We start from the raw sequence: 23604 nt of genomic DNA, 5'->3' as shown, positions 1-23604 counted from the left end.
ATGTACACCCTGACCGGCGCCGACGGCCGCCCGTATCCCAGCCCCATCCCGGGCCGGTACGGCGGTCACCGGCGCGCGAAGCTGTACGGCCGCCTCGACTGCCCGTCGGCCTTGCGAGCCTTGGCGCGCGGCCACTACCGCGCTCACCGTGTCTTCTTTGCCGACGAACAAACCGCCATCGCCGCCGGTTACCGACCGTGCGCGATCTGCCTGCCCGCCGCATATGCGGCATGGAAAGCCCACTTCGGCAGCTGATCTCACGTTTCGGTGCCGGTGAGCGTCTACCTGATGAAGGCTCGATAGAGAGGAGAAACATGATGTCCGATACCGCCATCGCACGACTGGTGCACGGCTCGACGCTGGGCAATCTGTTGATCGAAGCGAACCAGGTCGGCGTCACCCTCGTTGCGTTCACCGATGAGCTGCCGACCGGATCAACCGGCGAGAATTCCACGGCGCGTGAGCATCTGGAGACCGCCGCAGACCAAATCGACGAATATCTCACCGGCGAACGCCGACAGTTCACAGTACCGATGGACCTGACGGATATGAGCGCGTTCGATCGCGAGGTTCTGCATATGCTCGAGGCGACCACGGGATACGGCCGGACAACCACCTACGGTGCCCTGACCCGGCAACTCGGCCGCACCCCCGCCGACGCCCGCAAGATCGGCGGCGCGCTGGCACGCAACCGCCTGCTGCTGCTACTGCTCCCGTGCCACCGTGTGCTCGGGGCCGATGGATCCCTGACCGGCTATGCGGGTGGGCTGCCCGCCAAACGAGCCCTGCTCGACCTCGAATCGGCCGACCTCGTGCTGCCGCTGGGCGGATAAGGGCGCGATCGGGAATATCGGCAGCGACTCTGTGCTTGCATGAGGTCATGACGAGCGCTGAGTTGTTGGTCGATGCCTTCGGACGGGTGCGTGAGAATGTGCACGGCGCGGTCGAGGGGCTCGGACAGGACGAGCTGGCGGCGCTGATCGATCCGGACGCCAACTCCATCGCCTGGCTGATCTGGCATCTGACACGGGTGCAGGACGACCACATCGCGGACGTGGCGGGCCTGGAACAGGTGTGGACGGCGGCGGGCTGGGCCAAACGGTTCGACCTGCCGTTCGCCGATGAGGCGACCGGCTATGGGCACCGCGCCGGCGAGGTCGCCGAGCTCGGCGGTATCTCCGCCGAGCTGCTGTTGGGCTACTACGACGCCGTGCACACGCAGACGATCGACTACGTAACCGGACTCACCGATGCCGACCTGCCCCGCATCGTCGACATCCGCTGGGATCCGCCGGTCACCCTGGGGGTGCGGCTGATCAGCGTCGTGGACGACGATATCCAGCATGCCGGCCAGGCCGCCTTCATTCGCGGAGTTCTGCTGCGCCGCAGGTAGTTTCAGTGCTCCGGCACATCGCCGAACAGTAGGTCCGCGGCGCGCACGACCCCCCACAACGTCGGCGCGGTGCTGCGATCGGTGCCCTGCCGTTCCGCCATCTGCTGGTGTATCCGGCGCTGATGCGCGGTATCGAACGCGGGTGGCGAGTTTCGGGCGATCCGGTTGCGGAATAACCGGATCGGCCCCGGAGTGGCAACCTGTCAGCTGCCTTGGGGGAGCAGTGGGACGACGGCTTCGGCGATCTCGGTGACATTATCGCAAGGGGAGAGTTTGCGGGGATGGAGGCCGCGGGGGTCGTCCACGAGGATGTAGAGGGAGCCGGATTTCATATCGATATTGACGGTGCAACCGCCGGGGACGTCGGGGCGGGCCTCGTAGCGCAGGGCCTTGCGGCCGTCGATGGTGAGTTCGGTTGCGGCGGGGAACTTTTCGCGTACCTGGGCGAGGGTCCCGTTGGTCGTCTGGACGCCGAAGGTGTAACGCGCCTGTGCCAGGTACGCACAACCTTTCCAGGTGAACGCACCGGTGGTGGTTTGCTTGTGCTCTGGAGCTCGGGCATCCCATTGACGCTGAGCCAGAAATTGCGGCGTCAACGCGGTGCAGGGATCGAACGCGGTCGCGGTCGCGCTGGTCGATCCTACCGCTGAGGTCGAGGCGGCCGGGGTGGTGCTCTCGGGGGTCGCTGAACCCTTGTCGCTGGTGCATGCGGTGACAAGCGCCAGCACTGCTACCGGCACCGCCGCACCGGCCAACCGCCGATGCGATCGCTCGCTCATACGCGGATCTCGCGAAGCTGACGGGCGAACTCGGCGTCGGTCTGCTCGTAGGTGTCGCGGATGGTCTTGAACAGGCTCTGGATTTCGGTGGCGACCGTTATGTAGTCGCCGAGGGTGTCGTACGCATTGTTCGGGCCGCCGAAGGCCTTCTCCCGGAACAACTTCACCAGCTCGATGGCGGAAGTGAGCCGGGGATTGTTCTCGCCGAGTCCCCAGGACTCCTTCTCGCCGAGCGACCGGGCATCGTATTGCGCGACCGTAAGCTCGTCGATCAAGTTCTGGCAGGCCGCGTCGATATCCAGAAACGCCTGCGGCTCCATCCGCACCTTCAGCGCGCCGGTCTTCGCATCCTCGATATACCCGCCGAACGGGCTGTCAACAGCCATAGCGGTCGCCCCTTCCACTAGTCCCGTCTGATCATAGAGACGCACGCGCCGACGAAACGGTTCCATCGAAATACAGATCCGCGAAACCGGGCGTTTTCGCCGACTCCGGCTGCACGATCCTCGACCAAACCGCGACGGATAGGCTGGAGGTGTGAAGTCGGTGCGAGTCGCGCCGTCGAATATCGGAGGACGAGATCGATGAGGATCGCTGGCGAGCATGTCGATGTGCTCATTGTCGGTGCCGGACTGTCCGGCATAGGCGCGGTGTATCACCTGCGGCGGGCCTTCCCGGAGAAGAGCTACACGATTCTGGAGAGCCGCGACGCGATCGGCGGTACCTGGGACCTGTTCCGCTATCCGGGAATCCGGTCCGATTCCGATATGTACACCCTCGGCTACCGCTTCCGTCCGTGGCTGGGGGAGTATTCGATCGCCGACGGCGCAGACATCCTCGACTATGTCCGCGCCACAGCCGCCGAGAGCGGGATCGACCGCCATATCCGCTTCCATCATCGGGTCGTCGGCGCCGAATGGTCATCGCGGGAAAACCAGTGGACGGTGCGCGCCGAACGCACCGATACCGGCGAAACCGTCACTCTCACAGCCGGATTCCTGTTCTGCTGCTCCGGTTACTACCGCTATGACGAGGGCTACACCCCGGAATTCGCGGGTACCGAGCGTTTCGCCGGGCCGATCATCCACCCGCAGCACTGGCCGCGCGATCTGGATGTCGCGGGCAAGCGCGTGGTGCTGATCGGCAGCGGCGCGACCGCGGTCACGCTGGGACCGGCACTGACCGACCAGGGCGCGCACGTGACGATGCTGCAACGCTCACCGAGCTACATCATCTCCGCACCCGCCCGCGACGCCCTCGCCGTCAAGGTGCGCAAATTCCTGCCGACCCGCGCCGCCTACGCGGTGGCCAGGGCCGAAAATGTGGCGCTGGCAACCGTGATCTACCAACTGAGCCAACGGTATCCGCAATACATGCGCAAGCGGATCAAGGGCTGGCAGCGGCGCTGGCTGCCCGAGGGCTACGACATCGATACCCATTTCACCCCGACCTACAACCCCTGGGATCAGCGACTGTGCTTGGCCCCGAATGGCGATTTCTTCCGCGCGATCCGCAAGGGGCGATTGGACGTCGTGACCGATACGGTCGAGACATTCACCGAGACGGGCCTGGCCCTCGCCTCCGGTGCGACTCTCGATGCCGACATCGTCATCACCGCAACGGGTTTGAATCTGCTCGCCTTCGGCGGCATCGAACTCGCCGTCGACGGACAGCCGGTGCACCTCGCGCAACATATGGCCTACAAGGCCATGATGCTGTCGGATGTGCCGAATTTCGCGTACATCATCGGATACACCAATGCCTCCTGGACGCTGAAGGCGGATCTGGTGTGCGAGTATGTCGTTCGGCTGCTGCGCCACATGTACGGCAACGGATACGCCCGCTGCACGCCGGTGCGTGATCCGTCCGTCGGCGCGGCGTCGCTATTCCTGAATTTCAATCCGGGTTATGTGCAGCGCGCCGCCAGCCAATTCCCGATACAGGGCACCAAGGCGCCGTGGCGCCTACGCATGAATTACCTACGCGATCTCATCACGCTGCGCCACGGCAAGATCACCGATCGCGCGATGGTGTTCGAACGGTCGCGGGATCGGGATCCGGTATCCACACAGGGCTAACGGCTGCTCAGTGCGCCTGCGGGCGGCTCGGACGACCGCGCGGCCGCGATATTGCGCAACACGCTGGTCGCATGGTCGTCGAACCGTTCGCGCGGAATATCGATGGTGCCGTCCAGCCACGGGCGGTACATATACGCCATCGCGCCGAAAATGGCGTTCGAGTTGAGGCTGTTCTCGTACTGGTCCGGTGGTATCTGCGGACTGTCGGCACCCAACCCGATCGTTAGCGCGATCGGGGCGGTGAACAGTTCGATGAGCTCATTGCCTCGGTCGCCGAGTACCCGGGTGGCCTGCGATTCCACGAACATGATCTGGCCGCGGCGGCGATCCTCGACCAGATAATCGGTGAATGCCGAAATGGCGTGGCGAAATAGTTTTTGCGGTTCGGGCGGTGCGGTGGCCAGCGCCGCGAGCAGTCGTTCCTGTGCGCCGAGAACAACCGCTTCCAATGCCGCGGTGAGCAGTTTGTCCAGATTCGGGAAGCTCTCGTAGAAGTAGCGCTCGGTGAGTCCGGCCTGCCTGCAGACCCCGCGCATGGAGATGTCGGAGGCTCCGATCGTGGCCATCAACTCGATGGCGGCCTCGATGAGCTGTTCGCGGCGCGCGGCGATTCGGTCGGCCGGGGGCGTGCCGCGCCAGCGGCGCATACCCGGTATCGATCCATCGGAAACGGCGTCGTTCATGGCCCGATCCTCCCATAGTCGGGAAGTTGACATCATGTGATGTTGACAGCATTTGATGTCGGCAATACATTGATTGTCCAGGGACCAGACGTGAGGACCATCAGATGGGCACTGCTTACGCCGATCAGGCTCATGCCATCAACGCGCGGGACGTCAGCTTCGATTTCGATTCGGTGCCGATGCACTACATCCCCGGCGAAGTCATGGCCACCCACATCATCAATGTGATGCACCTGGTGCTCCCTGAAGGCGAGCGGGCCATGGCGCAGGCGCTGGCCGAGGCCTTACCGCTGATCGACGATGAGCGATTGCGGGAAGAGGTCCGTGGCTTCATCGGTCAGGAGACGATGCACGCCGGTTCTCACGAAAAGGCCCGCCGGCAACTGGAACGCCTCGGACTCGAGGTCGGGCCGATGGTGGATCGCGTCGCCTGGCTGATCGATCGGCTGCTCGGCGACCACGGACTGTCCGGCCGGGCCAGACACGAATGGCTGTGCGAGCGACTGGCCCTGTTCGCGGGGATGGAGCACTACACCGCCGTCATCGGCGAATGGCTGCTCACCAATGACAAATTGGCGGCCAAGGGGATGCATCCGGCAATGCTGGATCTCGTCCGCTGGCACGGCGCCGAGGAGGTCGAACATCGCAGCGTGGTCTACGACGCGTACATGCATCTCGACGGCGGCTATGCCCGCAAGGCGCGTCAGGCGTTGATCGCCAGTTCGGGATTGCTCGCGCTGTTCGTGATTTCGAGTGCCTACCTCTTCCAGCGGGACCCATCGCCGAATAAGGGCCGATGGTGGCCGCTACAGATGGCCAGCGCCTCGCTGCGCGGTGTGGTTCCGAACTTCACCACCTTTTTGACCGAGATTCCGCGGTACCTGCGGCCGGGATTCCATCCCTCCCAACTCGGTCCGATGGATAACGCGCTGCGCTACCTCGCGCAGTCGCCGGCGGCACGGTCAGTGACCGAGCGCAGCGAGGCGGAGTCGTGACCGCCGTGGAGGAGCAGTTCCGGCCGGGCGCCGGGCTGCGGATGATCGCGTCGGCGGTGGACACCTACAAGCGGGTATTCACCGAAGGGAAAGCGGCGCAGCTGCTTTCGCGGCCACAGCCGGTGCGGCGCACCGGCTACGATTTCGAGCTGGCGATCATGGGAATCGAGGCCGAGGCCGACGAGGTGGTCAGCCTGACCCTGTGCGATCCAGGCGGCGCGGACCTGCCCGCCTGGACGCCGGGCGCCCATATCGATGTATTCCTGCCGTCGGGTCGGCAGCGGCAGTATTCGCTGAACAGCGACCCGGAGGATCGCAGCTGCTACCGAATCGCGGTGCGGTACATCGCCGATGGCGACGGTGGTTCCCCCGAGATCCACGAGCAGCTGCGCGTCGGCGACCGACTGTGGGTGCGGGGCCCGCGCAATGCGTTCCCGCTCATCGACGCACCAGAGTATTTCTTCGTGGCGGGCGGTATCGGGATCACGCCGATTCTGCCGATGGTCACCGCCACCGAACGTGCCGGAATACCGTGGCGGCTCATGTATTTCGGGCGCTCGCGGGCGCGGATGCCGTTCCTGTACGAGCTCGCCCACTTCACCGGTGGTGATGTGGTGGTCCGACCCGACGACGAGTTCGGGGTGCCGGATCCGCGGATGATCTTCGAACAAACGCCGACCGGTGCCGCGGTATATGTCTGCGGACCACCGGCATTGGCGGAAGCCGCGCGCAAGGTGCTGCTGTTGCATGATCCGACGGCGTCGCTGCATACCGAGCGCTTTTCGGCGGTACCGGTCAGCGACGGCGCGCCGTTCCGTATTCGATTGCGCCGCAGTGGAACCGAGGTCGATGTCGCGGCCGATGAGTCCGCGCTGACCGCGATCCGGCGGGCGGTGCCCGGTGTCGCGTACTCCTGCCAGCAGGGTTTCTGTGGGACGTGCCGGGCGAGTGTGCTCGCCGGTGAGGTCGAGCACCGGGACCGGGCGCTACTGCCCGGCGATCGGAACAGTGCGATGCTCACCTGCGTATCGCGTGCTCGCAGTGGCGAACTCGAACTCGATCTGTAGATTCACTCCGCGGCCGGGAAGATACCCGGCAGTGTCATGGCATATTCGAGATCGGCGCGGGTACCGAGCGTGGTGAGCAGCACGCGGATCATGGTGAGTCGCCCGGCGGCAACGGTTTCCGCGTCCGGCTCGGCGCCGGGCGCGGTACCCGCCGAAATTCGATAGACCACATACTCGCAAACATGCAGGGCCGCATCGAGATCCAGCGGTGAGGGGACCGGACGGCCCAATTCCGTGAACGTTTCGCGCACCAGCGCGCGGATATCGTCCAGTGCCCGTTCGCGATAGGCCGATACCGGTGAGGCCGGATCGTGCAGTTCGGCGAACAGCGGACGCAGCATCGCACCGTGCCCGCGGGCCCAGCCGAGGTAGGCGTCGATGAGACGAATGCCGAGTTCGACGGGCTCGTCGGGACCGGTGAGTGCCGTGCGGATGCCGTCGACGAGGCCGTCGTTGGATGCCTCCAGTACGACGTGCAGCGGTTCGGTGGCATTGCCGAAGTAACGGTAGAAGGTGGGTCGGGCCAGTCCGGCCTGTTCGATGATCTGGGCGACGCTGAGTCCGCGCGAGCCGCCGCGGGTGAATACCGCCGCGGTGGCGAGCACGATGCGGGCGCGGACCTCCTCGGCCTGCTCCTGGGTCTGCGGTGGCCGGCCCCGGCGGGCCGCGCCATTCGTCCGGGAAGTGTCAGTGGACATGGTGATGCCTCACAACTCGAAGCCTGACCCGTCTGTGTGCCACACCCGACAGCTTGACACGAGGTGCGGCACCGGCATTAATCTAACACCAGTGTTCAGGAAATAGCTGAACCCGGCTTACCGCCTCGTCCAGCGCAGGCGCCCGACCCAGGAGAGGGCCGACAATGACGACCGCCCGCCAGCTGACCGAACCGACGGCCCTGCCCGTGGCCCTGGTACAACCCCTGCTAGATCGCGCGATCGCGGGCGGCGCCTCCGCGGTCGAGGTCTTCGCACCCGCGACCGGGCGCAAGATCGCGGACCTGCCGCAGTCCTCGACCGGCGATATCGAGACCGCCTTCGCGACCGCGCGCGCCGCGCAGCAGGAGTGGGCGCGGCGCTCGGTGCGCGAGCGGGTCGCGGTGCTGCGGAAATTCCACGACATCGTGCTGGCCGAACAGGACACCGTCCTCGATATTGTGCAGACCGAGACCGGTAAGTCCCGGGCGCACGCCTTCGACGAGGTCGGGGATGTCGCGGTCAATGCCAGGTACTACGCGTCGGTCGCGAACAAGCTGTTGGCCACCCGCAAGCCGCGTGGTGTCCTGCCGGTATTGACCCAGGTGGATGTGCGGCATCGGCCCAAGGGCGTGGTCGCGGTGATCTCGCCGTGGAACTATCCGCTGGCCCTGGCCGTCTCCGACGCGCTGCCCGCACTGGTTGCCGGGAATGCTGTCGTCGCGCGACCGGATAACCAGACCGCGCTGACCGCGCTATGGGCCATCGATGCCGCCGAGCGCGCCGGGCTGCCGCGCGGACTCTGGCAGGCGGTGCTCGGCCGTGGTTCGGTGATCGGCGGTGAGGTGATCGCGCGCGCCGATTATGTCGACTACACCGGGTCCAGTGCGACCGGCCGGACCATCGCGCAGCAGGCCGGAGAGCGGCTCATCGGCTATTCGCTCGAACTCGGCGGCAAGAACCCGCTGCTGGTGCTGGCCGATGCGGATGTGTCCAGGGCGGCCAAGATCGCGATTCGGGCCTGCTTCGCCTCGGCGGGGCAGCTGTGCGAGTCGATGGAGCGAATCTATGTGCACGACAAGGTTTATGACCAATTCGTCGGCGAATTCATCGAGCATGTGCAGGCGATCGAATTGGGCGGTGCGCTCGATTACACCAGTGATATGGGGTCTTTGACGTTCCAGCGCCAATTGGACACCGTCAGTGCGCATGTCGACGATGCCGTCGCGAAGGGCGCGACGGTGCTGGCGGGCGGTAAGGCGCGTCCCGATCTCGGACCGTACTTCTACGAGCCCACCGTGCTGACCGGGGTGCGGCCCGGCATGACGGTGTATCGCGAGGAGACCTTCGGGCCGGTGGTATCGATCTATCGGGTCGGCAGCGACGACGAGGCGGTCGAACAGGCCAATGACACCGCGTACGGACTCAATGCGAGTGTCTGGACCAAGGATGTCGATCGAGGTCGACAGGTAGCCGCGCGCATCAATGCGGGTTCGGTGAATGTGAACGAAGGCTTCATCGCGGCCTGGGGTAGTGCGGACGCGCCATCGGGTGGGCTCGGCATTTCGGGTACCGGGCGCCGGCACGGTCCGGAGGGGTTGTTGAAGTACATCGACACCCAGACGATCGCGGTGCAGCGGATGCTCCCGATCGCACCGCTGCCCGGCATGTCCGAGGAACTGTGGGCGAAGACCATGACGCTGTATTTCGGCGTCATGAAGGCGCTGCGCCAAAAGTAGTTGCGCCAAAAGCTGTTCACGACGAAATCAAGATGAGGACGAATGAAACTGGACACGGTAGCCGATAAGAAGGTCCTGGTCACGGGCGCGGCAATGGGCCTGGGCAAGCTGTTCGCCGAGCGTGCGGTGCGTGAGGGTGCGGCCGCGGTAGTGCTGTGGGATATCAACGAATCCGCGCTGAAGGAGACCGCGGTCGAGTTGTCCGGTCGCGGCGTCGCCATCCATCACTATGTGGTCGACGTGTCCGCGCAGGACGCCATCAGCGAGGCCGCGGCGGCGGTGCGCGCCGATGTCGGCGATATCGACATCCTGATCAACAATGCGGGCATCGTGCGCGGCAACAGCTACTTCTGGGAGACCACCGATCGCGCCGATATCGATAAGACGATGGCGATCAATTCCCTTGCGCCGATGTACATTACGCTCGAATTCCTGCCCGCGATGGTGCGCGGCACGGGGACAGCGCGTGTCATGACCGTCGCGTCCTCGGCGGGGCTGGTTTCCAATCCCCGCATGAGCGTGTACGCGGCCTCGAAGTGGGCGGCGCTGGGCTGGTCGGATTCGGTGCGCATCGAGCTGGAACAGGCGGGCCACGACCATGTGCAGATCACCACGGTCTGTCCGACCTACATCAACACCGGAATGTTCGATGGTGCAAAGGGTTTCCTGTTCACGCCGATTCTCGAACAGGACGATGTCGTCGACGCCTCGTGGCGCGAAATGAAAGCGGGCACTCCGCTGGTGATCCTGCCGTGGACATCGCGGCTCAACAAGGCGATCTCCGGTCTGCTGCCGATCAAACTGCGCGATCTGTTCCTGAATTCGGTTGGCGTGTACCACTCGATGGACGAGTTCACCGGTCGCAAGAAGTAGCGGCCTCAGAACGTCGTGGTGAGCCGCACGTCGGGCGGTGATCGGAATCATATGTCTGGCTTGGTGCCGATGACGACGGTGGAGTACAGCTCGTCGGATTCGGCGATGCGGCCGGTCAAGCCGTGCGCGGTGAGAACGGTGATCGAGGGCAGGGCCTGGGCTTCGGTGGATTCGACCAGCAGGTGGCCGCCCGGCGCGAGCCAGGTACGGGCGGCGGCGACGACGCGGCGGAAGATATCCAGGCCGTCGGGTCCGCCGTCGAGGGCGGTGCGCGGTTCGTAATCGCGTGCCTCCGTAGGCATTTTGGTGATCATCGCGGATGGCACGTACGGGGTGTTGGCGAGCAGGATATTAATTCGGCCGCACAATTCACGGGGGAGCGGCTCGAAAAGGTCGCCTGCGTAGACGGGCGCGCCGATCGGGGTGAGGTTGCGGCGGGCGCATTCGACCGCCGCGGGTTCGATATCGGTGGCTGCGAGTTCTATCGGGCGCCCTTCGGTGGCAAGAGTGTGTGCCAACGCGAGACCCAATGCGCCTGAGCCACAACATATATCGACGACAACAGGGTGCTGAGGCATGGCGCGGGCGAGGTCGGCGGCCTCGTCGACGAGGAAGGCGGTGCGCTGGCGCGGTACGAAGACGCCCGGCGCGACCGCGACGCGGATGCCGTGGAATTCGGTCCAGCCCAGCAGGTATTCCAGCGGTGTTCCGGAAACCCGCTGTGCGACCAAGTCGCTGAGATCGGCACCGGTCTCCGCCGCCGCGGCGATCAGCAACCGCGCCTCGTCCTCGGCGAATACACAGCCTGCCGCGCGCAGTTGCGCGACCACTCCTCCGGTTGGTGTCATCGGAATATCGTGCCGTGTGGACAGGGTGCGGTGGGTCTGAGCGTGCGGATTTGCGCGATTTATGTCATTTCAGGCGGAAAGCGCGCGCTCAGACCCATTCCGCTCAGCGTGCGGTGGCGAGCTGGAACGTCCGCGTCGCGTCGAGGTAGATGCCGCGCTGCGCCTGCCTGGCGGGCGGCGGCAACTGCGATACCAACTGCTCGAGTGAGGTGGTCGCCCCGACCACTCGAGTGCCCGCGACAATGAAATCGGCGACCGCGCGCCGGATGTGGTTCGGCGAGGTCACCACGACCGCGCTGTTCGCGCCGATATCGCGCAGCATCCTGGTGCTGAACAGTGCGTTCTGCACCGTCGATCCGGCTCGGTTCTCGACATTGATCCGGGATGCCGGCAGCCCCTTGTCGATCAGCCAGGCCCGCATGGCCTCGGCCTCGGTGATGCCGTTCTGCGGGTTTCCGCCGGTGACGACGATCGGTGAAAGTGGTGAGGCGACCGCCTGCAACCACGCCGCGGTCAGCCGGTTGACCAGCTCGGGGCGCAGCGAACCGTCCGGGAGCAGGCCGTAGCCGAGCACCACGATTCCGGTTTGCGGTCCGACGATCGCCGGCAGCGGATTCGGCAGAGTGGTGACCGCGGCGCCGATCGCGCCGAGCACATTGCTGGTGCCCTGGGCCATTGCCGGGTCGACGGCGGTGAGCCGGGCCAGCGCATCGGCCATGGCGGGCAGGTCATTGGCGTAATGCGACCAGATCGCCTGCAGCGAAAGGGCCTCGGCATCGGCCGGGTCGGCGGCGATCAGCTGTCGGAGTTCGGCGCGGCCGCCGGCATCGTCGCCGTCGGTGAAGGCGCGCTGGGCGGAGTTGTAGAGGGCGTCGGTTTCCGGCGCCGCGATGGCGGGTGCGCCGGATAGTCCGGTGATGGTCGCGGCCGCGAACGCGGTCGCGACCCATAGTTTCCAATGCCTCGAGATCTTCACTACAGTCGACACCTTTCCACGTGTGAAACGGGGCTTCGGTAGGTCTGCTGACAGTTAGCCATTGGCAAGCACAACCACGATACGACTGGTAACGGCCATAGCCTGGTAATTGCCATGCGTTGTTTCCGGCGTCCGCGCAAACCGGGCGGCGCGCGGGGTGCCCGCCGAAACCGGTCGTGCGGTGCAGCCGATAAGGTGTGACAACGTGGATACCGTTTCGCTGTCCGGCAAGGAACTCGCCGCCGCCATCAACGCCGACACCAAGCAGCGTGCCGCCGCGCTCACCGCGAGCGGAACCGCGCCGCGCCTGGCCCTGATCGTGGCAAATGACGATCCGGCCAGCGCGTGGTACGTGAACTCACTGCGCAAGGCCGCCGAGCGCCTCGGAATCGCCTGCGACACAATCGAACTCGGCGCCGACGCGAGCATCGACCGGATCCGCGACGAACTCACCGCCCGCAGCGCGGACTCCGCCGTCGACGCGATCATGCTGCAGACCCCGCTGCCCGCCGGTGTCACCCTCGACGATGTCAGCTCAGCCATCGCCGCCGGCAAGGACGTCGACGGTGTCAGCCCGCTCTCGCTCGGCCTGCTCGCCTCCGGCCTCGACGGCTTCGTCCCCGCCACCTCCGAGGCCGTCGTCGAACTACTGAAGCATCACGAAATCCAGCTGGCCGGACGGCATGTCGCCGTCGTCGGCCGCTCCAATATCGTCGGCAAGCCCCTCGCCCAACTCCTGCTCGCCGAAAACGCCACCGTCACCATCTGCCATTCCCGCACCACCGACCTCCCCGCCGTCACCTCCGCCGCCGATATCGTCGTAGCCGCCGCCGGCCGCATCGGCCTGGTCACCGGCAAACACATCCGCGAGGGCGCCACCGTCATCGATGTGGGCACCAACGAAGCTCCCGACGGCAAAATCGTCGGCGACGTAGCCGCGGAAACCGTCCGCGGCAAGGCCGCCGCCCTCAGCCCCGTCCCCGGCGGCATCGGCCCCGTAACCACCGCCCTGCTCATGCGCCATGTGGTAACCGCGGCCGAAAACACCCACTGAGTACCTCGGACTACCGGTTTCGGATTCTGAAGTAGCGGATGGCGAACCAGGTGAACAGGGCGGCGGCGATGCTCGCGTAGAGCAGTTTGATGGTTACGCCGGTGGTTGGTTTACGCGCGGATCCACCACAAGCGCACGGTTCCGTCGTATGAGGCGCTCGCCAAACGGCAGTCGGGGAGTGCGGCGACGCCTCGGACCAGCCGGTCATTGTTGCGAATAGGACCCCGGATAGTGCGCGCCGGTCGGTGCGAAGCCCGAATCCGTTGCCGTATCGATGATTTCGGCGCATTCGGGGGCGTCGAACACCCCGCGCAACAGGAAGCAGGTCCGTGCTCCGGCGGCAATGCCGGTCTGAGCCTTCGTAATCGGGCCGGCGGGCAAGTCCAACATGCCCGAATTCAGCCCCGGGGCTGTGGGGAAGTCAACGAGATGTTCGTCCCAGTGGATTCGCCGGCCGAGGCCTCCGAATCGAGTGCCGCAAGTAATTCACGAAGCGTTGTGCGCTGGTCGGCGCTCAGGCCGGCGAAGATCTCCTCGGCGGCCGCACGGCGGGCAGCGGCCATCTGGGAGAGCGCGGCTCGGCCGGAGTCGGTGAGCGTGACCAAGGTCGAGCGGCGGTTGGTCGGGTCGGGCGCGCGCGAGACCAGGCCTGCGGCTTCGAGCGCATCGACGACGGTGGTGGCGGATCGCGGAACGATGCCGAGGTGGTCGGCGATTGCCGCCATCCGCAGGGGCTCGTCGTGGTGGCCGAAAATGCGGAGAGCACGGGCCTGACCTGGGGTAATGCCCAGGGGGGCGAGTCGCGCGACCTGGTTGCGGCGGATGCGTTTCGCGGTGCGCAGGAACAGCTCGGGGAGATCGGGATCGAGCGCGGTATCCATTTGTTGAGCATAACTCATTGTTTTGGGAACAATTATGAGTCATGCTCAGTTTCATGACGTAGTCCTCGGAAGGAGGCGCCTATGCAGCCCCCACATCAACTTCGCCGGATCGTCCGGCTGTTTCGTCCGTATCGCGCGCGCCTGGCGCTGGTAGCCGCGCTCGTCGGTTTGTCGTCACTGGTCGCGCTGGCATCGCCGTTCATGCTGCGCGGGATCCTCGATGACGCCCTGCCGCACGGCCGCACCGGTCTGCTGACCGCACTCGCGGCAGGCATGGTCGCGGTCGCCGCACTCACGAGCGTCTTCGGCGTGCTCCAGACCTACATCTCCACCGCGGTCGGTCAGGAAGTCATGCACGATCTGCGCTCCGCGGTGTATGCGCAGTTGCAGCGAATGCCGTTGTCGTTCTTCACGACCACCCGCACCGGCGAAGTGCAGTCGCGGATCGCCAACGATATCGGCGGCATGCAATCGACGGTCACCTCGACCGCGACCTCACTGGTCTCGAACTTCACAACCGTGATCGCCTCGGTGATCGCCATGATCGCCCTCGACTGGCGGCTCACCTTGGTCTCGCTGATCATGCTGCCGTTCTTCGTCTGGATCAGCAGGCGCGTCGGCGACGAACGCAGGAAGATCACCGCGCAACGGCAGCAGAAATTGGCGGGCATGTCGGCGATTGTGGAGGAATCGCTGTCGGTGAGTGGCATTCTGCTCGGGCGCACGATGGGCCGCGCACCCGCGCTGGTCGACGATTTCGCGAAGGAATCGCGTGGGCTGGTGGATCTGGAGATCAGGTCCGGAATGGCTGGCCGGTGGCGGCAGTCGACGATTCAGATCGTCATGGCGGCCATGCCCGCGATCGTCTACTGGGCGGCGGGATTGACCGTGGCAGGGGGACATCCGCTGGTTTCGATCGGCACCTTGGTCGCCTTCACGACCCTGCAGACCAGCCTGCTGCGGCCGATGGTGCAGTTGCTGAATACCGGTGTGGAGGTGCAGAGTTCCATGTCGCTGTTCGGTCGGATCTTCGAATACCTGGACCTGAAGCCGGATATCGAGGAACCGATAGAGCCGGTGCCGGTGCCGGATTCGGGTGTCAAGGGCGAGGTCCGCTTCGAGCATGTCGGCTTCACCTACGGATCCGGGACACGGGATGTGTTGCAGGACATCGATATCACTGTGCCCGCCGGGTCCAGTCTGGCCATTGTCGGCGAAACCGGTTCGGGCAAAACCACACTCGGCTACCTGGTGGCGCGACTCTACGATGTGACATCCGGACGGGTCGAGATCGACGGAATCGATGTGCGGGACTTGTCCTTTGCCGATCTCGCCGCCGCCGTCGGTGTGGTCTCGCAGGAGACCTACCTGTTCCACGCCTCGGTCGCGGAGAATCTGCGCTTCGCCAAACCCGATGCGACCGACGAGGAGATGTACGCCGCGGCGCGGGCCGCGCAGATCCACGACCATATCGCGAGCCTGCCGGACGGCTACGACACGCTGGTCGGCGAGCGCGGCTATCGGTTCTCCGGTGGTGAGAAGCAGCGTTTGGCGGTGGCACGGGTAATCCTGCGCAATCCGCCGATCCTGGTGCTCGACGAGGCCACCAGCGCGCTGGACAACCGTACCGAGCAGGAGGTGCAGGCCGCCATAGACGCGCTGTCGGAAGGCCGAACCACCATCACCATCGCGCACCGGCTCTCCACCGTCCGCGACGCCGACCAGATCGTCGTACTCGACCGCGGCCAGATCATCGAACGCGGCACCCACCGCGAGCTCATGGACTCCGACGGCCGCTACGCCGCCCTGGCCTCTGGCGGCGACCTCCTCAAAGCCGCCTGAAGCGTTCAGACGGGTTCCGGGTCGGTTGCGGCGCGGGTGTCGAATTCGTCACGGGCGGTAAGGATTTCGCTGTGGTGCTGCACCGACCAGACCCCCATCGCGTGGCTGAGCTCGCCGAGGCTGGCCCCCAGATCGGTCAGCGAGTACTCGACGCGCGGCGGGACGGTGGGGTAGACCGCGCGGCGGACCAGTCCGTCGCGCTCCAGGTTGCGCAGGGTGCGGGTGAGCATCTTCTGGGTGATGCCGTCGAGTCGACGGCGCAGATCGTTGAAGCGCACCGGTCCGCCCGCCATGCGCAGCACGCCGAGGACCAGCAGCACCCATTTGTCGGCGAGCACTGTCAGCACTTCGCGCGCCGGGCAGTTGGTCAGATAGCTCTTGACCAGGTTGTCGGAGCCGGACCAGTCGACAATGGTATCCATCGGGTACCTCGGGATCATTGAAGTGCCTTCTTTCCCTTGGATACTAAGGGACCGCAGAATCGGTGGCATGCTCGCAATCACGCAAAAAACATTCGGTGGTCCCGAGGTCCTGGAAATCGTCGAGGTCGATCGGCCGAGCGCCGGACCGGGCGAGGTGGTGGTGCGGGTCGCCGCCACCGGTATGAATGCCGCGGACTGGAAGCTGCGGTCCGGGCTGGTGCGCAAACTCGGGGATCCGCCGTTCACCCTGGGCTTCGATGTGTCCGGGATCGTCGATGCGGTCGGCGCCGGTGTCGAGCGATTCCGGGTCGGCGACGAGGTCTACGGCATGGTACTCAGCCGGTCCGGCGGATATGCGGAATACGTTGTGGCGCAGGCGGATATCCTCGCACCGAAACCGGCGATCCTGGATCACATCCATGCGGCCGCCGCGCCGACCGCGGTGCTGACCGCTTGGCAGGGGCTCACCGAAGTCGTTGCCGGACAACGCGTGCTGGTACATGCGGCGGCCGGTGGGGTCGGACATTTCGCGGTGCAGATCGCCAAGGACCGCGGCGCGTATGTGATCGGCACGGCTCGCGCCGCCAACCACGAATTCCTGCGGAAGATCGGCGCGGATGAGGTGATCGATTACACGACAACCGATTTCGCGGAGGCGGTACGTGATGTCGATGTCGTTTTCGATCTCGTCGGCGGTGACTACGGATCGCGGTCGCTGCCGGTGCTCGCCGCGAACGGTCGCCTGATCGACGCGCAGGGCAATGATGCCGAGGACGATCCGCGGTACGAGCGGCTGTATGTCGATCCGTCCGGCCGCGATCTAGGCGAATTGGCCGCCCTGTTCGAGGCGGGCCGGTTGCACGTGGAGATCGATCAGGTGCTGCCGATGGCCGATGTGGTCAAGGCCCATCACCTGAGCGAATCCGGGCGTGTACGCGGGAAAATCGTGCTGGTGCCGTGGAATTCGCCGGTGTGACGGTCAGGCCGCGCCGATTCCGGTGATAAGGGTCTGGTTGCCCACCCGCGCCGTCGTGACGACCTGGGGTTTATAGGTGATCGATGTCGAATCGGGTCGATGCTCGGTCACCTGCACCAGGTACTGGCCGACGAAAGCTCCCGGCGTAATGCTGATGCAGTGGGTGGTGCCGGCCGGAATGCCATCGATGCCCTGTTGAATCGTCCCGGCGGGCGAGACGGATGCGTTGGGCGCCACGAACTCTCGGGTCGCAACACCGGATCGGGTGACGTAATAGGCGTACTGGAACGCGAATATGACACCCGGTCCGGAATCCAGCCCGCCCGCGCCGTTGCCGGTAATGGTGTCCCCGACCCGCTCGGCCGGGCACTGTGCCGCGGAAGTGGATCCGGAGACCGCGACCTGGCTGGGCGTGGACGAGGCCACTGTCGCCGGTTGCGGCTCCGGCCGAATTTGCACGAACGCCACCACGAGTAGTCCGGCCGCCGCGACCGATCCGACCAGCACCGGCATCCACCGGCGCTTCGACCGATTCCGACCGGACCGATCGATCATGGCAGCCAAGGCCTCCTCATGCCGGAAGTAGTCCGGCGCAGGCGGTTTCGGCTCGGCGGGAAGTTCCTCGACCCATTCGGACCAGTCGCCTCCATAGTCGATCTCATACTGCGCGGATTCCCCATCCGCTGCCTGAATCGGGTTGTGCCGCACCAGATCCTGCTCGTATGGGTCCGGTGCGTAGTGGTTCGGATCTTGCCGAGTGGGGTCTGCGTCGAAAGCCCCGGGGTGAATCGGGTTCTGGCGCATCGGATCTCGCTGCACCGGCCCGCGCTGGTCCGGGTACTGGGGAACAGGCGCATGCCAATTCGGATCTTGCGGAGCAGGCGGACGCGGCACGACAGGCGCAGGAGGGCCCGGAATCCGGTTGACGGGCACCTGACGGATCGGTTCCGGCAACGTCAGCGATCCCTGCTCGCCGTCCTGCACAGTCGGCGCCTGACGCATCGATACGCGTGGAACCGGGGGAACTTCCTGGATCGGAATCCGCGGTATCGGCCCGGATTGCCTCGGGCTCTGGGGATTCGGAGCCTGGCCGCCGGGAACTTGTTGACCGCGAATGCGCCGGAACGGGTCCGTATTCGTCGGCGCACGGTCGATGGGAACTCGGGGCAGCGGTCCGGATTGTGTTGCGGCGCGGTCGATCGGCACGCGGTGTAGTGGACCGGTGTCGATGGGTGCGCCGTCGATCGGGATCCGCGGAATGGGCCCGGTCGGCGCGTTGTCCTCGGTGAAGCCGATCCGGTGGAACGGGTTCGGCGGTGTCGGAGTCTGGTATGCCCTCGGCGCACCGAGCGGCTGTTGTGGCGCAGCGCCCGGCTGCGGGCCGGAATTCGCCCGCGAGGTCATATCCGGTCGATCCATCGCCCCACCTTCATCAGGTCATACGATCACGTGTGTCCCGCAGTTGTATCAACCTCGGCAGGATACTGCCAGGTTTGCTGCCCGTGACGAAATTGAGGGGAGGTGTCGCGAAGGAAAACGGATTGTTTACGGCTCACCAGTGCACGGTGACCGGATCGCCGACGCCGACGGTCTCGTAGTACCAGGCGGCGTCATCGGGAGCCAGGTTGATGCAGCCATGGCTCACATTGGCATAGCCCTGCGAATCCACCGACCACGGTGCGGAGTGCACGAAAACGCCACCCCACGTGAGGCGTTCGGCGTACTCGCCATTGATGACGTAGCCCTCGGGCGAGCTCAGCGGGATCCCGATGGTGCGCGAGTCGAAGACGACCGAACGGAACTTTTCCAGCACCGGGAAGGTACCCGTCGGTGTCTCCCAGCCCGGCTTGCCCATGGACGCGGGCACCGACCGCGCGACCGCACCGCCGATGCTCACGGTGAAGGTATGCGCCGACATATCGGCGTCGGCCACCACGCCCGCATTGGTGCGGAACTCCGTGCGCGCGTTACCGATGTGCACCGAGATCGGTGCTCGGGCCGGCAGGAAACTCGTTGGCGTCCAAGTCAACTCACGATCGCTCGCCCAGGAGAAAGCACCCGGCAGCGGCTCGGTGGCTCGGATATCGACCAGTCGTTCGGCTCGGTCGCGGTCGGCGACCGGATTGGCGAATCGAATCGTCACCGGTGCCGCGATACCGACTTCCTGACCTGCCGACGGGGTAATCGTTGCGACCGCGTCGACGTTGGGTTTCAGAATCGTGGTGGCGATTGCCGCTCCGGACCCGAACGCCGCCAAGGCGACGACCGTGGTCGCGAGGAACAGGTATCTGAGTGCGTTCCGCATGGTCCACCCCTTCACGCTGGTGTGGGACGCAGAAATCCATTCTAGGACTTCATGATCAACTCGACGTACCGGTTCTGTAACGGCCGTCCAGGTCCACAGTTTTCGTATAGGGGCGACATACCCGGCATCACACCGAACAAACGATCCGACCGTTCGGTCGGATTCAGCCGCGCACGGCGTGCAATACGTCGGCGTGCAGCGCGTCCGCGCGGGCGGTGATCTCGTCGATGCGGATCAGCACCGCCGCGAACTTATCGCCCTGTTCGGCGCTGAGTGAGCGGACATTGATTTCGATATTGAGCTGCGAGCTGGTCGCCGCGGCCCGCGCCGCATCGGCGGCGGCGCCGATATCGGTGACCACATTGGGATTGCCGATCGGCAGCAATTCGGTGGCGAGTGAGAGCACCTCGTCGGCCTCGTCGACGACCGCGGCGGGCACCCGGGCGGCCTCGAGCAGCGCTGCGGTAATGGCATCGCTGCGCGCGGCGGCCAGCGCCGGAGAATCCTTCGGCAACTTGTAGGCGTTGCCGACGGCGGTGAACGCCGCCGCATCGGCTTCGGCCAGGGCCAGCGCGCGCTCGCGGGCCGCATCGGCCGCCTCGATGATCCGGTCGATGACCGGTCGGTGCTCGGCATCCTTGGCCCGGGTGGTGTAGCGCGCGACCATCGCGACCAGTGCGGCACCCTGTGCGGCGTGCAGCGCTGCGACGGCGCCGCCACCGGGTGCGGGTACCTTCGCGGCCAGGTCGGTCAGGTACTGCGCGAGGATGGCCTCAGCGAAGGCGGGCTGCGACACGGCGGGTGGCCTTTCGTTTTCCAGCGACGACAGTGGAGAACTACGGCGAATACGCTACCGCTCCCGCCGGGGTGGCCGGTGCGCGGCCGGTGCGTAGCTGCGGTTAGGTTGAGTGCTATGCGGATCGGATTGAGCATCAACTACTCGGGCGGCTTCAAAGAGGCGGCCGCCGAGGTGGCCGACCTCGAAAAGGCTGGACTCGACATCGTGTTCGTGCCGGAGGCCTACTCGTTCGACGCGGTGAGCGCGCTCGGATATCTGGCGGCCAAGACCACTCGGCTGCAGCTGGCCTCGGGCATCCTGCAGATCTACACCCGCACACCCAGCCTGACCGCGATGACCGCCGCGGGCCTGGACTTCGTCTCCGACGGTCGCTATGTACTCGGCCTCGGCGCATCGGGCCCGCAGGTGATCGAGGGCTTCCACGGCGTTCCCTATGACGCCCCCATCGGACGCACCAGGGAACTGGTGGAGATCTGCCGCAAGGTATGGCGTCGCGAGCGGCTGGAGTACCAGGGCAAGTACTACCAGATCCCGCTGCCCGCCGACCGGGGCACCGGCCTGGGCAAGCCGCTCAAGCTGATCAATCATCCGGTGCGTGAACGCATTCCGGTGCTGCTGGCCGCGCTCGGCCCGAAGAATGTGGAGCTGGCCGCGGAGATCGCCGAGGGCTGGCAGCCGATCTTCTTCGTACCGGAGAAGGCCAAGGAAATCTGGGGCGAATCGCTGGATGCCGGTCTGGCCAAGCGTGATCCGATCCTCGGCGAGCTGGACGTCTACGCCGGGCCCGCGCTGGCCATCGGCGAGAATGTCACGCCGCTACTGGAATTCGTGAAACCGCATCTGGCGCTCTACATCGGCGGCATGGGCGCCAAGGGCAAGAACTTCTATCACACGCTCGCCACGAAGTACGGCTATGGCGCCGAGGCGGACCGGATCCAGGAGCTGTATCTGGCCGGCAAGAAGGAAGAGGCCGCCAAGGTGGTCCCGGACGATCTGGTTCGGGATATCTCGCTGGTCGGCCCGGCCGGATTCGTGAAGGAGCGGATCGCCGCATTCCGTGCGGCGGGAGTCACGGTGCTGAATGTGGTGCCGATGGCGGCGACCCCGGCCGAACGGGTCAAGCTGATCGAGCAACTGCGCGAACTGTGTGACTGATTTGCCGCGCCTGCGGCGCGGCCCCTGGTGTCTCGCGTCCGAGCGGTCGAGACTTGCGACTTCGTCGCATGCGCTTCGACCGCTCGGCCGCGAGACGGGCCGCGAACGCCGTTCGTAGACTCGCCCCGTGTGGTCAGGGATCGGAAAGGTTCCGGTTGAAATCAGGCTGCGCTACCGGAGTGCGGCCAGCGCCTCGGCCAGGGTGGTGTGCAGTGCGAACACCTGATCCAGACTCGTCATCTTGAGCTGCCTGCTGGTGGCCGGACCGTCCGCGACCAGCACGATGGTGGTGGTGTCGCCTGCACGCTGATGCGCCGCGACCAGGGTCGCCATACCCGCCGAGGCGAGGAAGCTGACACCGGTCAGGTCGATGATCAGGACCGCCGGTTTGCCGGTGAGGATGGCCTCGATGGTGTTCTCCAGCGCTGGCGCGGTCGCCAGATCGACCTCGCCGGAAACCGTGAGCACGGTCGCGCCATCGTGTGCCTCGACTGTGGTGGTCATCGTGTCCGCCAGGGGATACGCGTCTCCGGAGTTGTTTGTCACATCATCACAATCTGCCATGAACCCGCCTTTCGTGCTGCATTCCTCAGCCAGAAAACTGGCGGTTCGTGCCACGCAGTGGGTTCGCTACGGGGGATTTGATCGCGGGCAACGTTACCGACATGCGGACGCGGGTGCCCAGCCCGCTGTGGTCTATCTCCAATTCTTCCGTCAAAGCCCGCATCATATCGATGCCGCGTCCGCGCGGCCCCGGATCGGCGGAGCGTGGTTTCCACGTTCCGGTGTCGGCGACCAGGATGACGACCTTTTGGGTATCGCATTCGGCGGTCAATTCGACGAGTCCAGGATCGGTGGTGGCGGCCGCGGCGCTGGTGGCACGGCCGAGCAGTTCTGCCGTGGAGCTGATCGCGCGGGTGACCGGCCCGCCGCCGTTGCGATAGGCGTGTTCGATGCTGTTACTACAGGCCTCGTTGGCCGCGGCGATGAGGTCGGAGGCGAGATCGTGCGGTACGGCGGCGGCGGCGAGCCAAGCCTTGAGCCGCTTGCGCATGGCCGAAAGCTGATCCGGATTGGCCGGAATCTCGAGCCGCAACGGTGCCGGGGGTTGCCGGTACACGACCATGGCGACGTCATCGTCGTAGCCCGCGGACGGACGCAGTCGGGAGAGCACGGCATCGGCGACCTCACGCGGCAGCTTGCCCGCGGTATCGGCGAGCACACCCGAGATCTTCGCGAAACTGTCATCGATATCGATGCCGCGCTGTTCGACCAAGCCGTCGGTGAACAGCACCAGCGTCGAACCCGGTGTGAGCGCCGTGGTGGCCTCGGGGCGCCGTGGCGTATCGAAAGTAGCCAGCGGTACCGCTCGGCCGCCCTCGAGCAATCGGCCCGGCTGGCCGACATCGGCCAGGATCGGCGGCATATGTCCGGCGCTGCTGTAGCGGACCAGTCCGCGCACCGGATCGAGGACGGCGGCGCAGACCGTCGTGCACATCGCGCCGGGAATCCGGCCCGCGACGGTATCGAGTTCCGCGAGCAGCTGCGCCGGGCCCGCGCCGCGCAGCAGGAGAGCCCGTGCGGCCGTACGCAATTGGCCCATCACGACGGCCGCGGACAGACCACGTCCGACGCAGTCGCCGACCACGACGCCGATGGTGCCGTCCCGCAGCGGAACCACGTCGTACCAGTCGCCGCCGATCTCCAGCGGCGGCAGCGCGGGCTCGTAATGCACCGAGAACCGCGGCGGCAGTTCGATCGGACCGAGCATGGCGCGCTGCAGCGTCAGCGAGGTCGAACGCGCCTGATCGAAGTTGCGTGCCCGCTGCACCGCCAGACTCAGATGTCCGATGAGCAGCGAGAACAATGTCCAGTCGGCGGCGCTGATGGCGCGCGGCGCGGCGAAGCGCAGCCACAATGCCGCATCACCGGTCTCACCGAGCGGGGCCACGATGCCTTCGGAACTCTCGGTGCCCTCCGGAATCGCGAACAGGCTGCGTGCCGGACGACGCCGGGCCCGATCCAATAGCGCCCGCGCGCGGGC

Annotated in this window: 26 protein-coding genes; 12 read left to right on the top strand and 14 right to left on the bottom strand. The window is 65.8% G+C overall.

Going from position 1 to position 23604, the window contains the following annotated elements:
• From ON44_RS18810 to ON44_RS18800, 3 genes are read left to right on the top strand one after another with little or no spacing between them, the layout of a single operon-like run.
• Entirely contained in the window at positions 1-255 is a 255-nt protein-coding gene (locus ON44_RS18810; protein ID WP_040691828.1) for an Ada metal-binding domain-containing protein, read from the top strand.
• Between the two features lie 59 nt (positions 256-314).
• Positions 315-833 (top strand): methylated-DNA--[protein]-cysteine S-methyltransferase, encoded by a 519-nt coding sequence (locus ON44_RS51990; protein WP_040691827.1) that lies wholly within the window; start codon positions 315-317, stop codon positions 831-833.
• 47 nt (positions 834-880) lie between these two features.
• Positions 881-1393 (top strand): mycothiol transferase, encoded by a 513-nt coding sequence (locus tag ON44_RS18800; RefSeq protein ID WP_040691825.1) that lies wholly within the window; start codon positions 881-883, stop codon positions 1391-1393.
• A 203-nt stretch (positions 1394-1596) separates the two neighbouring features.
• Here ON44_RS18800 and ON44_RS18795 read toward each other — a convergent pair whose 3' ends face one another.
• Together ON44_RS18795 and ON44_RS18790 are read right to left on the bottom strand one after the other, a co-directional pair.
• Positions 1597-2172 (bottom strand): DUF3558 domain-containing protein, encoded by a 576-nt coding sequence (locus tag ON44_RS18795; protein WP_040691823.1) that lies wholly within the window; start codon positions 2170-2172, stop codon positions 1597-1599.
• Positions 2169-2558: a hypothetical protein gene (locus ON44_RS18790; protein WP_040691821.1), complete on the bottom strand. Its 390-nt coding sequence runs from the start codon at positions 2556-2558 to the stop codon at positions 2169-2171. Before ON44_RS18790 ends, ON44_RS18795 begins: the two co-directional genes overlap by 4 nt.
• A 198-nt stretch (positions 2559-2756) precedes the next feature.
• Between ON44_RS18790 and ON44_RS18785 the strand changes: the two genes are divergently transcribed.
• Positions 2757-4250 (top strand): flavin-containing monooxygenase, encoded by a 1494-nt coding sequence (locus ON44_RS18785; protein ID WP_040691818.1) that lies wholly within the window; start codon positions 2757-2759, stop codon positions 4248-4250.
• Here the strand turns inward: ON44_RS18785 and ON44_RS18780 are convergent.
• A complete protein-coding gene (locus ON44_RS18780; RefSeq protein ID WP_040691816.1) occupies positions 4247-4933 on the bottom strand; it encodes a TetR/AcrR family transcriptional regulator in 687 nt (228 codons plus the stop codon). The two genes, ON44_RS18785 and ON44_RS18780, sit on opposite strands and share 4 nt — an antisense overlap.
• Positions 4934-5037: 104 nt before the next feature.
• Between ON44_RS18780 and ON44_RS18775 the strand changes: the two genes are divergently transcribed.
• Both ON44_RS18775 and ON44_RS18770 read left to right on the top strand, forming a co-directional pair.
• A complete protein-coding gene (locus ON44_RS18775; RefSeq protein ID WP_040691815.1) occupies positions 5038-5928 on the top strand; it encodes a metal-dependent hydrolase in 891 nt (296 codons plus the stop codon).
• A 41-nt stretch (positions 5929-5969) separates the two neighbouring features.
• Positions 5970-6995, top strand: coding sequence for a PDR/VanB family oxidoreductase (locus ON44_RS18770; protein WP_083897977.1), 1026 nt, complete (start codon positions 5970-5972; stop codon positions 6993-6995).
• A 2-nt stretch (positions 6996-6997) separates the two neighbouring features.
• Here the strand turns inward: ON44_RS18770 and ON44_RS18765 are convergent, their stop codons facing one another.
• Positions 6998-7693, bottom strand: coding sequence for a TetR/AcrR family transcriptional regulator (locus tag ON44_RS18765; protein WP_040691813.1), 696 nt, complete (start codon positions 7691-7693; stop codon positions 6998-7000).
• Between the two features lie 164 nt (positions 7694-7857).
• On the opposite strand from ON44_RS18765, the gene ON44_RS18760 reads away from it, so the two are divergent.
• Positions 7858-9429, top strand: a complete 1572-nt coding sequence (locus ON44_RS18760; RefSeq protein WP_040691812.1) for a succinic semialdehyde dehydrogenase — start codon at positions 7858-7860, stop codon at positions 9427-9429.
• A 42-nt stretch (positions 9430-9471) separates the two neighbouring features.
• Positions 9472-10302 (top strand): SDR family oxidoreductase, encoded by an 831-nt coding sequence (locus tag ON44_RS18755; RefSeq protein ID WP_040691810.1) that lies wholly within the window; start codon positions 9472-9474, stop codon positions 10300-10302.
• A 47-nt stretch (positions 10303-10349) separates the two neighbouring features.
• Here the strand turns inward: ON44_RS18755 and ON44_RS18750 are convergent, their stop codons facing one another.
• Both ON44_RS18750 and ON44_RS18745 read right to left on the bottom strand, forming a co-directional pair.
• Positions 10350-11150, bottom strand: a complete 801-nt coding sequence (locus tag ON44_RS18750) for a putative protein N(5)-glutamine methyltransferase (RefSeq protein ID WP_040691809.1) — start codon at positions 11148-11150, stop codon at positions 10350-10352.
• A gap of 103 nt (positions 11151-11253) precedes the next feature.
• Positions 11254-12126: a YdcF family protein gene (locus tag ON44_RS18745; protein ID WP_083897974.1), complete on the bottom strand. Its 873-nt coding sequence runs from the start codon at positions 12124-12126 to the stop codon at positions 11254-11256.
• A gap of 205 nt (positions 12127-12331) precedes the next feature.
• Between ON44_RS18745 and ON44_RS18740 the strand changes: the two genes are divergently transcribed.
• The gene (locus ON44_RS18740; protein WP_040691808.1) at positions 12332-13180 is read left to right on the top strand and encodes a bifunctional 5,10-methylenetetrahydrofolate dehydrogenase/5,10-methenyltetrahydrofolate cyclohydrolase; all 849 of its coding nucleotides are present in this window, start codon (positions 12332-12334) and stop codon (positions 13178-13180) included.
• Between the two features lie 204 nt (positions 13181-13384).
• Here ON44_RS18740 and ON44_RS18730 read toward each other — a convergent pair whose 3' ends face one another.
• Both ON44_RS18730 and ON44_RS18725 read right to left on the bottom strand, forming a co-directional pair.
• Positions 13385-13570 (bottom strand): hypothetical protein, encoded by a 186-nt coding sequence (locus ON44_RS18730; protein WP_040691805.1) that lies wholly within the window; start codon positions 13568-13570, stop codon positions 13385-13387.
• Between the two features lie 8 nt (positions 13571-13578).
• Positions 13579-14061: a MarR family winged helix-turn-helix transcriptional regulator gene (locus ON44_RS18725; protein ID WP_051182183.1), complete on the bottom strand. Its 483-nt coding sequence runs from the start codon at positions 14059-14061 to the stop codon at positions 13579-13581.
• A gap of 81 nt (positions 14062-14142) precedes the next feature.
• Here ON44_RS18725 and ON44_RS18720 point away from each other — a divergent pair, with 81 nt between their 5' ends.
• Complete coding sequence (locus ON44_RS18720; protein ID WP_040691802.1) at positions 14143-15903, top strand: ABC transporter ATP-binding protein; 1761 nt, start codon at positions 14143-14145, stop codon at positions 15901-15903.
• Between the two features lie 5 nt (positions 15904-15908).
• On the opposite strand, the gene ON44_RS18715 is transcribed toward ON44_RS18720, so the two are convergent.
• A complete protein-coding gene (locus tag ON44_RS18715) occupies positions 15909-16325 on the bottom strand; it encodes a winged helix-turn-helix transcriptional regulator (RefSeq protein ID WP_040691801.1) in 417 nt (138 codons plus the stop codon).
• A 67-nt stretch (positions 16326-16392) separates the two neighbouring features.
• On the opposite strand from ON44_RS18715, the gene ON44_RS18710 reads away from it, so the two are divergent.
• On the top strand, positions 16393-17301 hold the full coding sequence (locus ON44_RS18710) for an NADP-dependent oxidoreductase (protein ID WP_040691800.1): 909 nt from the start codon (positions 16393-16395) through the stop codon (positions 17299-17301).
• 3 nt (positions 17302-17304) lie between these two features.
• Here ON44_RS18710 and ON44_RS46900 read toward each other — a convergent pair whose 3' ends face one another.
• The 3 genes from ON44_RS46900 to ON44_RS18695 all read right to left on the bottom strand — a co-directional run bounded on the left by ON44_RS46900 (position 17305) and on the right by ON44_RS18695 (position 20402).
• Positions 17305-18720: a DUF8176 domain-containing protein gene (locus tag ON44_RS46900; protein ID WP_051182182.1), complete on the bottom strand. Its 1416-nt coding sequence runs from the start codon at positions 18718-18720 to the stop codon at positions 17305-17307.
• Positions 18721-18853: 133 nt separating this feature from the next.
• Complete coding sequence (locus tag ON44_RS18700; RefSeq protein ID WP_040691798.1) at positions 18854-19606, bottom strand: L,D-transpeptidase; 753 nt, start codon at positions 19604-19606, stop codon at positions 18854-18856.
• A 163-nt stretch (positions 19607-19769) separates the two neighbouring features.
• Positions 19770-20402 (bottom strand): cyclodeaminase/cyclohydrolase family protein, encoded by a 633-nt coding sequence (locus ON44_RS18695; protein ID WP_083897973.1) that lies wholly within the window; start codon positions 20400-20402, stop codon positions 19770-19772.
• A gap of 117 nt (positions 20403-20519) precedes the next feature.
• Here ON44_RS18695 and ON44_RS18690 point away from each other — a divergent pair, with 117 nt between their 5' ends.
• On the top strand, positions 20520-21560 hold the full coding sequence (locus ON44_RS18690; protein ID WP_040691797.1) for an LLM class F420-dependent oxidoreductase: 1041 nt from the start codon (positions 20520-20522) through the stop codon (positions 21558-21560).
• 171 nt (positions 21561-21731) lie between these two features.
• On the opposite strand, the gene ON44_RS18685 is transcribed toward ON44_RS18690, so the two are convergent.
• Positions 21732-22064: an STAS domain-containing protein gene (locus tag ON44_RS18685; protein WP_040691794.1), complete on the bottom strand. Its 333-nt coding sequence runs from the start codon at positions 22062-22064 to the stop codon at positions 21732-21734.
• A gap of 85 nt (positions 22065-22149) precedes the next feature.
• The coding region (locus tag ON44_RS18680) for an ATP-binding SpoIIE family protein phosphatase (RefSeq protein ID WP_157187214.1) at positions 22150-23604 on the bottom strand (1455 nt) is incomplete at its 5' end.

It is taken from the genome of Nocardia vinacea NBRC 16497 (assembly GCF_000308835.1).
Taxonomy (GTDB): domain Bacteria; phylum Actinomycetota; class Actinomycetes; order Mycobacteriales; family Mycobacteriaceae; genus Nocardia; species Nocardia vinacea.
The sequence above is the reverse complement of the archived record's forward strand: the minus strand, read 5'-3'. Positions and strand labels throughout refer to the sequence as shown.

Coding starts and splice junctions, on each gene's coding strand:
- ON44_RS18810 (WP_040691828.1), top strand. CDS start 1: ATGTACACCCTGACCGGCGCCGACGGCCGCCCGTATCCCAGCCCCATC.
- ON44_RS51990 (WP_040691827.1), top strand. CDS start 315: ATGATGTCCGATACCGCCATCGCACGACTGGTGCACGGCTCGACGCTG.
- ON44_RS18800 (WP_040691825.1), top strand. CDS start 881: ATGACGAGCGCTGAGTTGTTGGTCGATGCCTTCGGACGGGTGCGTGAG.
- ON44_RS18795 (WP_040691823.1), bottom strand. CDS start 2,172: ATGAGCGAGCGATCGCATCGGCGGTTGGCCGGTGCGGCGGTGCCGGTA.
- ON44_RS18790 (WP_040691821.1), bottom strand. CDS start 2,558: ATGGCTGTTGACAGCCCGTTCGGCGGGTATATCGAGGATGCGAAGACC.
- ON44_RS18785 (WP_040691818.1), top strand. CDS start 2,757: ATGAGGATCGCTGGCGAGCATGTCGATGTGCTCATTGTCGGTGCCGGA.
- ON44_RS18780 (WP_040691816.1), bottom strand. CDS start 4,933: ATGAACGACGCCGTTTCCGATGGATCGATACCGGGTATGCGCCGCTGG.
- ON44_RS18775 (WP_040691815.1), top strand. CDS start 5,038: ATGGGCACTGCTTACGCCGATCAGGCTCATGCCATCAACGCGCGGGAC.
- ON44_RS18770 (WP_083897977.1), top strand. CDS start 5,970: ATGATCGCGTCGGCGGTGGACACCTACAAGCGGGTATTCACCGAAGGG.
- ON44_RS18765 (WP_040691813.1), bottom strand. CDS start 7,693: ATGTCCACTGACACTTCCCGGACGAATGGCGCGGCCCGCCGGGGCCGG.
- ON44_RS18760 (WP_040691812.1), top strand. CDS start 7,858: ATGACGACCGCCCGCCAGCTGACCGAACCGACGGCCCTGCCCGTGGCC.
- ON44_RS18755 (WP_040691810.1), top strand. CDS start 9,472: ATGAAACTGGACACGGTAGCCGATAAGAAGGTCCTGGTCACGGGCGCG.
- ON44_RS18750 (WP_040691809.1), bottom strand. CDS start 11,150: ATGACACCAACCGGAGGAGTGGTCGCGCAACTGCGCGCGGCAGGCTGT.
- ON44_RS18730 (WP_040691805.1), bottom strand. CDS start 13,570: ATGTTGGACTTGCCCGCCGGCCCGATTACGAAGGCTCAGACCGGCATT.
- ON44_RS18725 (WP_051182183.1), bottom strand. CDS start 14,061: ATGGATACCGCGCTCGATCCCGATCTCCCCGAGCTGTTCCTGCGCACC.
- ON44_RS18720 (WP_040691802.1), top strand. CDS start 14,143: ATGCAGCCCCCACATCAACTTCGCCGGATCGTCCGGCTGTTTCGTCCG.
- ON44_RS18715 (WP_040691801.1), bottom strand. CDS start 16,325: ATGGATACCATTGTCGACTGGTCCGGCTCCGACAACCTGGTCAAGAGC.
- ON44_RS18710 (WP_040691800.1), top strand. CDS start 16,393: ATGCTCGCAATCACGCAAAAAACATTCGGTGGTCCCGAGGTCCTGGAA.
- ON44_RS46900 (WP_051182182.1), bottom strand. CDS start 18,720: ATGGATCGACCGGATATGACCTCGCGGGCGAATTCCGGCCCGCAGCCG.
- ON44_RS18700 (WP_040691798.1), bottom strand. CDS start 19,606: ATGCGGAACGCACTCAGATACCTGTTCCTCGCGACCACGGTCGTCGCC.
- ON44_RS18690 (WP_040691797.1), top strand. CDS start 20,520: ATGCGGATCGGATTGAGCATCAACTACTCGGGCGGCTTCAAAGAGGCG.
- ON44_RS18685 (WP_040691794.1), bottom strand. CDS start 22,064: ATGACCACCACAGTCGAGGCACACGATGGCGCGACCGTGCTCACGGTT.